Raw genomic sequence first — 12,731 nt, 5'->3', positions numbered from 1 at the left:
AGCCTAAGACCTTGGTCTCAGACTCGCTAGCACTAACGTTAAATTTTAACGTTGAATATTTTGGCGAATTTCGGACTTCATGAAGAGACGGGTCGTATCGTAATCAATATCTGCAACCATTTCTTCAAACATCTGATAACCATCACGTTGGTATTCAACTAATGGATTCAACTGACCATAGCCCCGTAAGCCGATCGATTGCCGTAATTGATCCATCGCATCAATATGGTCAGTCCAATGTGAATCGACCACTCGTAAAATCACGACTTTTTCAAATTCTAGCATCTGACCAGCATCGTAAAGCTGTTTAGCCTTATCAGCATAAATCTTATCAACGCGGTCCATCAAGTAAGCCTCAACCTCCGCCGGTGACTTACCCTTTAAATCAGCCACACTAATCGAGTCTTCCTTGACCATTGCTGCTTGGGCAAAATCAACGACCGCATCCAAATCCCAATCCTTGGAATCACCCTGCATGTGAAGTTGAACCGTTCGTTCGACAGTCCGCTTGATCATTGGCATAATGACCGGCTTTAAGGATTTTTCTTCCATAATGACTTGTTGGCGCTCACCGTAAATCACTTCACGTTGTGCCCGCATGACATCATCATATTGTAAAACGTTCTTCCGGGAATCATAGTTATTCCCTTCAACCCGTTTTTGAGCTGATTCAACTTGGCGGGTAATCATCCGTGATTGAATGACCGCATCATCATCTTCAACGTTCATCCGTTGTAAGAAGTTCTTGATCCGTTCTGAACCGAACCGTAGCATCAAATCATCTTCAAGTGAGAGGTAGAATTGTGACATACCAGGATCACCTTGACGACCAGCACGGCCCCGCAATTGGTTATCGATCCGTCGGGACTCATGCCGTTCCGTACCAATGACAGCTAACCCGCCGACCTCTTTAACACCCGGTCCCAATTTAATATCAGTCCCACGACCAGCCATGTTGGTGGCAATTGTAACTGCACCGCGTTGACCAGCGTTCGCCACAATATCGGCTTCCTTCGCATGGTTCTTAGCGTTCAGAACCACGTGCGGAATATTTTCCTCATCCAAACGATGCGATAAGTACTCTGATGTTTCCACGGCAACGGTCCCAATTAACATTGGTTGCCCCTTTTCGTGGAGTTGTTTAATTTCTTTAACCACGGCGTTAAACTTACTTTGTAACGTTGGGTAAAGCAAATCTGAACGATCATCACGAATCATTGGCCGGTTGGTTGGAATCGTAATAACTTCCATGTTATAGATTTCGCGGAATTCTTCTTGTTCCGTCTTAGCCGTCCCAGTCATCCCAGATAACTTTTTGTACATCCGGAATAAGTTTTGGTACGTGATATTCGCCATTGTCTTGGTTTCTTCTTGAATCTCAACATGTTCTTTAGCTTCGATTGCTTGATGCAAACCATCAGAGAAACGCCGACCATCCATGATCCGTCCCGTAAAGGAATCAACAATCAATGCTTGACCATCGGAAATCACGTAGTCTTTATCCTTCAACATGATGTAATTAGCACGTAAGGCTTCATCCAAGTAATGGTTCAGCGCCGTATTATCAGTATCATAAAGATTTTCCAAGCCAAAATACTTTTCAGCCTTCCGAATCCCTTCGTCTAATAATGCAACAGTCTTAGATTCCAAGTCGACCTTGTAATCCTCATCCTTGGTTAACGTCTTGGCAAACCGATCAGCCCGCTTATACATCCCGGTCGTTCCTTCCGACTGACCAGAAATGATTAATGGTGTCCGCGCCTCATCGATTAAAATGGAGTCCACTTCATCAATAATTGCGAAATTCAGTGGCCGTTGGACCATATCTTCACGATAAACCACCATGTTATCACGTAAGTAATCAAACCCAATTTCACCGTTCGTTGAGTAAGTAATATCGGCATTATAAGCTGCGCGCTTTTCTTCTGGTGACTTTTCAGCCCCATTAATACCGACACTCATTCCTAACCAGTTGTAAAGTTCGCCCATCTCAGTCGCGTCACGCGCTGATAAGTATTCATTAACCGTTACAACGTGGACACCCTTACCAGAGATCGCATTCAAATAAACTGGCATGGTGGCCGTTAAGGTCTTCCCTTCACCAGTCTTCATTTCAGCGATATCACCCTCGTGTAACACGATACCACCAAGAATTTGAACGTGGAATGGATATAATCCAAGTACCCGTTTTGCACCTTCACGCGCCGTTGCAAATGCTTCTGGCAACAAATCGTCTAACGATTCGCCCTCCTTGTACCGTTCACGAAATTCTGGGGTTTTCGCTTGCAAGTCAGCATCACTTAACTTGGCGTATTCGTCAGCATAAGCTTCAACTTTATTAGCAATCTTATCCAGACGCCGAATAATCCGCTTGTCGCTTTCAACCCAGCGTTTTAAAATGTTGGCCATTTACGTATCCTCTCCAAATAATTAATCTTAATTTTAATTTCAATTGTCCATTTCAAAATAAAATACCATCTGTCATTTTACCATTATTTACTAGTAATGAAAACCACAGGCCCCTATGTAACCGATACCGTTCAACGCTTTATTTACATCCTTAACTAAATATTAGTCTTTAACAACGTCGTCACAAGCACTAACCCCCTCTTTTTAATTCTGACGAGCCACGTTGGGCTGAGTGACTCTCATGAATAATGGCTAAACCGGGCTTACTGATCAAAAATAAAGAACTGGCCAACTGACCAGTTCTCATAAGTTGCACTTTTAAAATTAGTGATTATCGTCGGTTTCAATCAAACCATAACGACCATCGTTACGCCGATAGACGATGTTAATGGCATCCGTTTCCGCATCTTCGTAGATAAAGAAGTCATGGCCGAGCATATCCATTTGTAGAATCGCTTCTTCATTATCCATTGGCTTTAACGCCACTCGTTTGGTGCGTACAACGTCTAACTTATCGTCCTGATCATTGTCGGCAGCGGCAACTGTTTCATCAGTCGCTGCAAAGTCAATCGCTTTATAACCCTTTTCACGGGATTTGCGGTTAACCTTAGTTTTATACTTGCGGATTTGGCGTTCCAACTTGTCAGTCACCAAATCAACACTAGCATACATATCAGGAGAAGTTTCTTCTGCCCGGAGAACTAAATAGGGAAGTGGAATAGTGACTTCGACTTTAGCCGTCTTGTCTGGGTGAACTTTTAAGTTGACATGGGCAATTGCGTCAACCTGTTTGTCAAAGTACTTCTGTAACTTACCCACCCGTTTTTGAACGTAGTCCCGAATTGCTTGGGTCACTTCGATATTTTCACCGCGAATATTAAAATTTAGCATAGATCTTCTCTCCCTTCACACACATTGCTGTGTACCCAAAGTAATTAAAGGACCACTCTTTAATTACTTTGCTTAAACTTATTATAATAGAAAGCGCTACAATAAACAATCCAAATGCCACTTTCCATTCAAATTAGCGGGCAAGGGTTAGCCCTGTCACGCTCTTGGCACCGTTTTCCAAAAGTAGTGCGGCCGCGTGGCGAATCGTCCGACCAGTCGTATAAATATCATCCACTAATAAAATATGCTGATTAGTCAACGTGGTCTTCCCTACTATGCTGAATGGCTGAGGGGTCTGCAATCGTGCTTGCCGGCCCTTTTTCGACTGGGGGACCGATTTAGCGGTCGCTCGTGTCGTTATCACTGGAGCCGGTTCAGCAGCTAACCAGCCCGCAACTTGATTAAATCCTCGCGTTTGCATTGTGGTTGGTGTGACAGGAATTGCTAGACAAATATCAGCATCCCGCTCAGCCACGGCCTGCTGTATCACCGTTGCAAATACTCGCCGCAATTGATAATCTCCTTGAAACTTATAGCGCTGAAAATAATCATGCATCGCGTCATTGTAAGTGAAGAGTGCTTCGTTATGGAACGATGCCAATTCAAGCCAACGTTGACAATCCAGACACCGCTGTAATTTTTTCTGAGCACGTCCACAACTTGGACACGCCGTTAGCCGGTCAATAGGCACGAATTGTTGCCAGCAAACTGAACAGACGACCCGCAACGGTACTGGCTGCCAACTAAGTATCCATGGCAACGTGACCTTAGTTGACATATTGTTATGGCACAGTAGGCATTGTGGCACGTAATCGCCGCCCCTTTTGATTAATTGTTTGAATCTGCCGCTGCGCGCGTTTGACATTCCGACCGTGACTATGACAAATAAACCACACAAGTCCAGTTGGCCGATCACGACTGCGCCCCACTCGGCCTGCAATTTGAACAAGTGCGGCCGTGGAAAACACGGCATCATCCGCACCAAGAACAATCACATCAATCCCCGGAAAGGTCACTCCGCGTTCTAAAATCGTTGTCGTAACTAAGTACTGCAGCTGTTTGGACCGCATTTGTTGGACCTTAGTCAACCGTTCTGGATCAGCCGAATAAACTGTCTGCCCCATCATTTGTGGACAATAATGGCGTAGTGCTGCATATACCGATGCTAACTGTTGAATCCGGGGAACAAAGAGCAAGAAACGCCGATGATTGTGCTGATATTTTTGTAATTGTTGCACGAGACAACGTGGTAATTTTCCCTGAAGTAACAGTTGGTGCCAGTTAGGTTGCAAACGGACCTTAATTGGTGGTAACAAGTGTTGGTGAAACCGCAATGGCAAATAACTAATGGCTAACTCTCCCCGTCGGACTTGCTTTAATAACGCCCGACTCGGCGTCGCAGTTAAATAAAGAATGGCCCCGTTCACTTTAGCAGCCTGATTCACCGCAAAAGCTAAGCGCGGGTTGGCCGCAAATGGAAACGCATCAACTTCATCAATAATCAAGACGTCAAATGCCTGGCGAAAGCGTAGCAGTTGATGTGTCGTACAAATCGTCAATTGTGTATACCGATAAGGTTCTGGATTATGCCCATGTAGAACAGCGATTTGAGCATCGGCAAAGGCCGCTTGTAGCCGCGGTGCTAACTCTAAACAAACGTCCACTCGTGGTGACGCAATGGCAACACGCCATCGATGCGCTAATGCCCACGCAATACCAGGAAATAACATTTCAGTCTTACCAGCACCCGTTACTGCCCATAATAATTGGCGTTTGTGGGCGATAAAATTAGCCTGAATCGATTGGGCACAAGCTGCTTGTTGAGTTGTCAGCGTTCCATGCCATGTGCAGACCGGGACCGTTGCAAAATCATTTGGTTCTGGCATATGATAGAGTTTAACAAGCGTACTCACCCGACCTAAATTCAAACATTGATAGCAATAATATTGCTGCTTAGGCAACTGGGCCCGTAGTCGATCTAAATAGCTGCCACAACGCTGACAAATAACGTTATGCTCATCAACTTGCATGGCCGGCAATACCTGAACGCCAGCAGGTACCGCGGTTGCTTCATGTGCGGATAACGCTAGCTGGCGGCCATATAATGCTTGTGCTTCCATAACGTTTCCCCCTCTCAGCTATCAAATACGCACTTTAGCGACTTATTCACGAAAGGAACCGATTAATTTGACTAACCCTTACTACACCATTACTCAAGACACAGTATTTGAACAAACTATAAAAAAATCCCGTTTCATTGCTCATCTATACCGCATTAGTGACGAAGCAGATGCTCAAACTAAAATTGCGGCGGTTCGCACGGCTAATCCTAAAGCTAACCACAATTGCTTTGCTTACATGCTTGGTGATGATGACCATATTCAACGAATGAGTGACGATGGTGAACCAGTAGGAACCGCCGGATCACCAATCTTAGAAGTTTTAAAGACTAATGAATTACATGACGTGCTAGCGGTCGTGACTCGTTACTTTGGTGGTGTCAAACTTGGCGCTGGTGGTCTTATTCGCGCCTACAATGGGACCCCGGCTGAAGCCATCGAAGTTAGCGGTAAGGTCCAGCGCGTCTTACAAGCCCGCATCGCAATCACCCTTGATTATCGAAACGTTGATGCCTTAGCCTACTATTTACAACAAAATCAGCTAACAACGCTCGATACTGACTATGGTGTTCAAGTCACGCAACTCATTGCGGTGACCCAATCTGAGGTAACTTCGGTTCAGCAAGCCATCACCAACTTGCTGAGTGGTCAAGTGACCTTTGCTGAACAAGGTGAACAATATACAGAAATTCCAGTCACCCGTACTTAAATGTCTGCTTACGGGTGCTCCTGTTGACAAGCAGTAGCCACATTAGTGTGCATGCTAACTTTGAAAAAGATTGGTCTTTTCAGATTCAACTAAAACAAGCGACTTTGAGCATTCATCTTACTTTTGGATAGTAACGCTAAATTAGTTGTTTCAAGTCCAAGTGTTTATGATTAGCTTACTTAATAACTAATTTTTCCAATCACCAGCGCCATTTTACTAGTTACTCAGACGTTTTCTTACTAGCCATTAATACCACACAGCTGTCTTAGCCGTGTTCACAAAAAAAGTCGAGCATCTGCTCGACTTTTTAGCTATCATTATTTATTTTAGATCAGTAATCGCACCTGATTGCCCGCGATCAACCTTCATCGAAGTCAGCGGAATGTACCCTAATTTCTTAACTAGGCTCCCTTGAACAGCTTTCGACGTCATGTATGTTAAGAAGTTCTTCAACTCCCCAGTTGGTTGGCCCTTAGTATACATGTGTTCGTATGCCCAAATCTTCCACTTGTTCGTGGCAACGTTAGCTTCCGTTGGTTTGACATTATCGATTGAAAGCGCCTGAACATCACTCTTGACGTATGAAAAGGCCAAGTAACTGATGGCACCTGGTGTGGTGCTAACAATTTTTTGAACAGTTCCATTAGAATCTTGTTCTTGACTAGTGGCCACCTTAGCATTGTCTAAACCCCATTTTTCAAACGTTGCACGGGTCCCACTACCTTGTGCCCGGTTAACCACGGTAATTTTTTCATCCTTACCACCAACTTCTTTCCAGTTAGTGATCTTACCTTGGAAAATCTTGACTAGTTGTTCTTTAGAAACATTGGTGACATTGGCATCCTTATTAATAACCGGGGCCATCCCCACAACGGCCACTTTATGATCAACTAACCCTTTGGCATCTAATCCTTTTTGATCTTGCGCAAATAAGTCAGAGTTCCCAATATTGACTGAACCCTTAGCGACTTGACTCAAGCCAGCACCAGAACCACCACCCTGAACGTTAATGGTGACATTGGTATGTTCATTCTGGTACGCCTGGCCAGCCTGTTCCACCAGTGGTTGTAGCGCTGTTGAACCAGTTGCCACAATCTTAGTGGTCTTAGAACTACCGCTACCACTGCTACTAGTATTCTTCGTGCTCGTGGCTGAGCTACTGCCGCAACCAGCTAGTAAAACGGTCATCGTTACTGCTAATGCGCCGAGTGTCAGTGCTTTTTTCATAATTGAAACTCCCCTTCTTCAATTGACTATCAAAATTAAGCAACCAACATGGCAAACCATCATAGCAAAACTGGGTAGGAGTGCTACGACAAGTGATGGAGCAACATCACCGTCCGATGGGTACACATTGTTGATTGCTTCGGAACATGCTTAATCTTACTAATCGTTTGTAAATTGTGAATGACGATTGTGTAAATTTCTTGTATAGTTTTGGTAAAGTCTAGCTAAGCGAACTTAACGATAATTAACTAAAAACAGGCATCCCCGCTAACCAACCGGTGGATGCCTGTAACATTTCAATAATTTTTAATTGCTAGTGATTACTCTTGGACGTTAACCGCGCTACGGTCCGTTTGATCCAATCTAATAACGGTTGGCGATTATCGCCAGCTAATCCGATGGCCTCCACGAATAGTTCTAAACCAAATAATAATCCGATTGTTAGCAAAACGGAACCCCAGATTGACGAGATCGGATACAACAATGAAATAAACGAAAAGATGAGCGCAATACCGTAAATCACCATCACGGTCTGACGATGGGTCAGTCCTAATTGCATCAAGCGGTGGTGTAAATGGTGCTTGTCCGCCTGTGAGATTGGCTTCTTATTCAAGATGCGCCGAATCATTGCGTAAACCGTATCCGTAATCGGAACTCCCAAGATCATGACTGGAATACCAACTGAAATCAAGGTCACATTCTTTAAACCAAACAATGAGAATACTGCGGTCATGAACCCAATAAACAGTGAACCAGTGTCTCCCAGATAAATCCTGGCTGGGAAAAAATTATAGGGTAGAAAACCGATCATCGCGGCAACTAACGTAAAGATTAATAAGGAAACAAACATATTGGCATTTAGGAAAAACAAACCAATAATCCCCATCGTACTTAGTGAAATTATCGAAACGCCAGTGGCTAATCCATCTAGCCCATCGATTAAATTCACCGCGTTCGTGATTGCTAAGATCCACAGCAAGGTTACTGGTAGACTCAACCACTGAAAGTGAATCAGTCCCAACAGTGGGAAAGTAAAAGTTGTCATCCGCACGCCACCAATAAAGTAAACCTCTAAGGCGGCTAACGTAATTCCTAACATTTTCTGACGTGGCTTTAATTCATAAATATCATCGATAATACCAGTGGCAATGATAATCAGTTCCCCACCGAGCAGTGCGAAAAAAATGCGACTGGGAAACTGGTGCATGAGATACAGCACAGTCGTACCAATGGTATAGGAAATAAAAATTGCTAAACCACCCATTGTCGGCATCGGAATCTTATTAACTCGGCGAACATTTGGTTTGTCCACGGCCCCAATTTTAAATGCAAGTTTCCGCACAAACGGCGTCAAGATCGCAGAAAGTATCATGGTCGCCACTAGGCTTACTAGGATTTCAAATCTGATCATTTGTGCGTAACTCCCTTCTCACTCTATTATGATAATTATACAAATCCCAATGACACTTGACAACTTGCTTCACTAAAACTTAGTAAAGGCAACACAATTCATTCATATTTACTGCTATCTAGCTAGTTCAGCATCTAAATTATAACCTCAGTCACTCATATTATGACATAAAAATAAAAACTCGGCAGCTATGCCGAGTTTCAATATCAAGTTACTATTCTTTTAAATGATAGTTATAAGTTGAAACAATAATATTTTCCCGCGAATTTAATACCGCCCGCAACCGCAAACTAGTTTGGTTATGCAAAATATTTTGCCAAGGTTTCTTCGGTACAAATTGTGGTACGAGCACCGTCGTCGAGAAATTCCGCTCCGCCGCGCGTTTTGCAATCACATCGCAGAAGCGCAGTGTCGGCGTTGCAATTGAGCGGTATGAAGAATGAATATCCACAAACCGTACGTCCGGGAAGGTTTCTTTAAATTCCGCTGCCGTCTTATGTTCCTTTTCCGGGTTTTCATCAAAAGAAACGTGCATGGCAATCACATAATCCCCAATCGACCGCGCGTAGTTAACCGCTTGGGCCGTTACCCGCGTCACATTGGAGACAAGAACGATTACCGTTGCACCATCATAATCATGAATCGCCGCTTTTTCCTTCGCAACCACTCGCAATTGGGCAGCCACTCGGTTGTAATGCACGTGAATCCGGTAGAACATGTAGAGCAAGAGTGGCATCACGATCAAGTATGGCCAGACATTGCCGAAATGTAGCAAGAATAGGAAAACCACCAAGAGCAACGAAATCAGCGCCCCAAGTAAGTTCACCGCCGCCTTCATCCACCACCATTGACCACGTTCACGTAGCCAATGAATAATCATCCCAGATTGAGATAATGTAAATGGCACAAACACCCCGACCGCATATAGTGGGATCAATAGCGTCGTCTTACCATGGAAAATGAAAATCAAGGCAATTGCCCCAACAGCCAACGAGATAATCCCATTAGAGTAACCTAAGCGATCCCCACGATCCATGTATGCATGTGGCAAAAATTTATCCTTAGCTAAGTTATATGCCAAGATTGGGAAAGCCGAGAAACCAGTGTTGGCCGCGACTGCTAAGATTAGCGCTGTCGCTAATTGTAACAAGTAGTAGAACAAGCCATGACCAAAGACTGCCGTTGCAATTTGTGACAAGACAGTATTATCCGCTTGCGGTTTAACACCTAAGTAATAACTTAAATAGGTAATACCACCAAAGAAGACCGCCAAGACTAATGACATGATGGCTAACGTATTGGCTGCATTTTTACGTTTAGGCCGTTTGAAATTCGGCACCGCGTTACTGATGGCTTCCACCCCAGTCAGTGATGACGACCCAGACGAGAAGGCCCGTAAAAACAGCACTAACGTCATACCCTGGACGGGTGCTCCAACGGCTGCCGATGCATGGTAAGTTAAGTTACCACTCGCAATATTCATAACGCCCCAGAGAATCATACCGATAATCATAATAATGAAAAAGTAAACGGGAAATGTTAAGAACGATGCGGACTCACGCATTCCACGTAAGTTCAATGCCATAATGGCAATCACAATCAGTACCGCAATTAGCACTTGGTAATTGGCTAACGCCGGAATTGCCGACGTAATCGCCTCAGTACCAGAAGTCACAGAAACCGCGACAGTCAACATATAATCAACCAGCAGTGATCCCCCGGCAACTAATCCGGCTGGCCGTCCCCAGTTCGTACTTGCAACCACGTAGGCGCCACCGCCAGATGGATAAGCCCGAATAATTTGTCGGTACGACATCGTAATAGCAAACAACAGCACTAACACAAGCGCCGCCACGTACAATTGATACATCAGCGCGGCCGCTGAAAGGGTAATCAAGACAGTCGTAATCTGTTCAGTACCATAAGCCACCGATGATAGCGCATCTGACGACAGCAGCGCCAGTGCCTTGAACTTAGTGAGCGCCTGCCCACCCTCGTCCATGGTTTTTAACGGTTTCCCAATAACTAACCGTTTTAAATAACGCCACATGATAATAACTCCTTTATTTCCAAAATAATTATCCCAAGTAAGCTGAATCAAAGTAGATTCTACTACTTTGACTTAATAAATACTACCAGTTGAACTACCGGGTACTTCGCTGCACCCGCATTTTGCGTTAACGACTAATCCTACCGCTCTGATATGGATAAATCAATACCTTTATTCTAGTCGATTCACACCCTAACAGCACTAAAAAAGCACTTACTCAGCCGAGTAAGTGCTTAATGTTACGATTTGTTTACATCATACCGCCCATACCTGGGTTTGGTGCGGCTGGGGCAGCTGGCGCATTTTCATCTGGCTTTTCAGCAACAACGGCTTCAGTCGTTAAGAGTAAGGCTGAAACAGAAGCAGCGTTTTGTAAAGCAGAACGCGTTACCTTAGTAGGATCCACGATACCAGCTTCGATCATGTCAACCCATTCATCAGTAGCGGCGTTGAACCCAACACCTGGCTTTTGTTCCTTCATCTTTTCAACGATTACTGAGCCTTCCAAACCAGCATTTTCAGCGATTTGGCGAACTGGTTCTTCCAAAGCACGTTTAACAATGTTGATCCCAGTTTGAACGTCACCGGTTTCCTTCAACGCAGCAACATCTTTGATAACATTAATCAAAGCAGTACCACCACCGGCAACAAAGCCTTCTTCAACGGCAGCCCGCGTTGCGTTCAAGGCATCTTCAATCCGGTATTTGCGTTCTTTTAATTCCGTTTCAGTAGCAGCACCGACACGAACAACGGCAACCCCACCAGCTAACTTAGCCAAACGTTCTTGTAACTTTTCCTTGTCAAAGTCAGAAGTCGTTTCACTAATTTGGTTACGGATGAATTCAACTCGTTCTGAGATAGCATCCTTGGCGCCAGCACCTTCAACAATGGTGGTGTTATCCTTAGTAACCGTTACTTTATTGGCTTGACCTAATTGATCGATCGTTGTGTCTTTCAATTCAAGGCCAAGATCGTCAGTGATAACCGTCCCACCAGTTAAAATTGCGATATCTTGTAATTGTTCCTTACGCCGATCACCAAAACCGGGTGCCTTAACGGCGACAACGTTAAACGTCCCACGCATCTTGTTCAAGACTAAGGTTGGTAAAGCTTCACCAGAAATATCATCAGCAATGATCAACAATGGCTTGCCTTGTTCAACGATGGATTGTAATAGTGGCAAGATATCTTGAATGTTCGAAATCTTCTTATCAGTGATTAAGATATAAGGATTATCGAGATCAGCTTCCATCTTATCGTTATCAGTAACCATGTATTGTGATAAGTAGCCGCGGTCGAATTGCATTCCTTCAACAACGTCTAAACTCGTATCAACACCACGTGATTCTTCAATCGTGATCACACCGTCATGGCCAACTTTTTCCATGGCTTCAGCAATTAGCTTACCAGTTTCTTCACTTGCTGAAGATACAGAAGCGATTTGCGCAATATCTTCTTGCGTCTTAACTTCGTGTGCCATGGCATGTAATGAGTCAACCGCCGTCTTAGTGGCTTCTTCAATCCCACGACGAATGCCAACAGGGTTAGCACCGGCGGTAACGTTCTTCATACCTTCATTAACGATTGATTGCGTTAAGACCGTTGCAGTCGTCGTCCCATCACCAGCAATGTCATTAGTCTTTGAAGCAACTTCAGAAACTAACTTGGCACCCATGTTTTCGAAATGATCGTCCAATTCAATTGCTTTAGCAATCGTTACACCATCATTAGTAATTGTTGGTGAACCATATGATTGTTCCAAAACGACGTTGCGACCCTTAGGCCCTAACGTTGACTTAACTGTGTCAGCTAATTGATCGACACCTTTTAGCATCGCTGAGCGTGCATCTTCAGAGAACTTTAATTCTTTAGCCATTATCTCTATTCACCTCATGAATTTAATTTATTTTAAGT

At 44.1% G+C, this 12,731-nt stretch carries 9 protein-coding genes; 1 reads left to right on the top strand and 8 read right to left on the bottom strand.

The window, feature by feature from the left end; all coding sequences use genetic code 11:
* Positions 1 to 45 precede the first annotated feature (45 nt).
* The 4 genes from secA to LP667_RS02840 all read right to left on the bottom strand — a co-directional run bounded on the left by secA (position 46) and on the right by LP667_RS02840 (position 5,420).
* A complete protein-coding gene (secA, locus tag LP667_RS02855) occupies positions 46 to 2,409 on the bottom strand; it encodes a preprotein translocase subunit SecA (protein WP_021731205.1) in 2,364 nt (787 codons plus the stop codon).
* A gap of 324 nt (positions 2,410 to 2,733) precedes the next feature.
* Positions 2,734 to 3,300, bottom strand: coding sequence for a ribosome hibernation-promoting factor, HPF/YfiA family (gene hpf, locus LP667_RS02850; RefSeq protein ID WP_021731206.1), 567 nt, complete (start codon positions 3,298 to 3,300; stop codon positions 2,734 to 2,736).
* A gap of 133 nt (positions 3,301 to 3,433) precedes the next feature.
* The gene (locus tag LP667_RS02845; protein WP_056988355.1) at positions 3,434 to 4,078 is read right to left on the bottom strand and encodes a ComF family protein; all 645 of its coding nucleotides are present in this window, start codon (positions 4,076 to 4,078) and stop codon (positions 3,434 to 3,436) included.
* 4 nt (positions 4,079 to 4,082) lie between these two features.
* A complete protein-coding gene (locus LP667_RS02840; protein WP_021731208.1) occupies positions 4,083 to 5,420 on the bottom strand; it encodes an ATP-dependent helicase ComFA in 1,338 nt (445 codons plus the stop codon).
* Positions 5,421 to 5,487: 67 nt separating this feature from the next.
* Here LP667_RS02840 and LP667_RS02835 point away from each other — a divergent pair, with 67 nt between their 5' ends.
* Complete coding sequence (locus LP667_RS02835) at positions 5,488 to 6,129, top strand: YigZ family protein (protein WP_021731209.1); 642 nt, start codon at positions 5,488 to 5,490, stop codon at positions 6,127 to 6,129.
* Positions 6,130 to 6,450: 321 nt separating this feature from the next.
* Here the strand turns inward: LP667_RS02835 and LP667_RS02830 are convergent, their stop codons facing one another.
* From LP667_RS02830 to groL, 4 genes are all read right to left on the bottom strand, one after another.
* Positions 6,451 to 7,356 carry a phosphate ABC transporter substrate-binding protein gene (locus tag LP667_RS02830; RefSeq protein ID WP_021731210.1) on the bottom strand — a complete coding sequence of 302 codons (906 nt, stop codon included), beginning with the start codon at positions 7,354 to 7,356 and terminating at the stop codon, positions 6,451 to 6,453.
* Positions 7,357 to 7,669: 313 nt separating this feature from the next.
* The gene (locus tag LP667_RS02825) at positions 7,670 to 8,767 is read right to left on the bottom strand and encodes a glycosyltransferase family 4 protein (RefSeq protein WP_021731211.1); all 1,098 of its coding nucleotides are present in this window, start codon (positions 8,765 to 8,767) and stop codon (positions 7,670 to 7,672) included.
* A gap of 214 nt (positions 8,768 to 8,981) precedes the next feature.
* Complete coding sequence (locus tag LP667_RS02820; protein ID WP_021731212.1) at positions 8,982 to 10,817, bottom strand: APC family permease; 1,836 nt, start codon at positions 10,815 to 10,817, stop codon at positions 8,982 to 8,984.
* A gap of 250 nt (positions 10,818 to 11,067) precedes the next feature.
* The gene (groL, locus tag LP667_RS02815; protein WP_021731213.1) at positions 11,068 to 12,693 is read right to left on the bottom strand and encodes a chaperonin GroEL; all 1,626 of its coding nucleotides are present in this window, start codon (positions 12,691 to 12,693) and stop codon (positions 11,068 to 11,070) included.
* Positions 12,694 to 12,731 lie beyond the last annotated feature (38 nt).

Source organism: Lactiplantibacillus paraplantarum (assembly GCF_003641145.1).
In the GTDB taxonomy this organism is placed as follows: domain Bacteria; phylum Bacillota; class Bacilli; order Lactobacillales; family Lactobacillaceae; genus Lactiplantibacillus; species Lactiplantibacillus paraplantarum.
Note: the sequence above shows the minus strand (reverse complement) of the source record. Positions and strands in the feature narration are given on the sequence as shown.

What these genes read in the sequence shown, in the direction of transcription:
- LP667_RS02845 (WP_056988355.1), bottom strand. Translation starts at nt 4,078, where the DNA reads ATGTCAACTAAGGTCACGTTGCCATGGATACTTAGTTGGCAGCCAGTA.
- secA (WP_021731205.1), bottom strand. Translation starts at nt 2,409, where the DNA reads ATGGCCAACATTTTAAAACGCTGGGTTGAAAGCGACAAGCGGATTATT.
- groL (WP_021731213.1), bottom strand. Translation starts at nt 12,693, where the DNA reads ATGGCTAAAGAATTAAAGTTCTCTGAAGATGCACGCTCAGCGATGCTA.
- LP667_RS02840 (WP_021731208.1), bottom strand. Translation starts at nt 5,420, where the DNA reads ATGGAAGCACAAGCATTATATGGCCGCCAGCTAGCGTTATCCGCACAT.
- hpf (WP_021731206.1), bottom strand. Translation starts at nt 3,300, where the DNA reads ATGCTAAATTTTAATATTCGCGGTGAAAATATCGAAGTGACCCAAGCA.
- LP667_RS02830 (WP_021731210.1), bottom strand. Translation starts at nt 7,356, where the DNA reads ATGAAAAAAGCACTGACACTCGGCGCATTAGCAGTAACGATGACCGTT.
- LP667_RS02820 (WP_021731212.1), bottom strand. Translation starts at nt 10,817, where the DNA reads ATGTGGCGTTATTTAAAACGGTTAGTTATTGGGAAACCGTTAAAAACC.
- LP667_RS02825 (WP_021731211.1), bottom strand. Translation starts at nt 8,767, where the DNA reads ATGATCAGATTTGAAATCCTAGTAAGCCTAGTGGCGACCATGATACTT.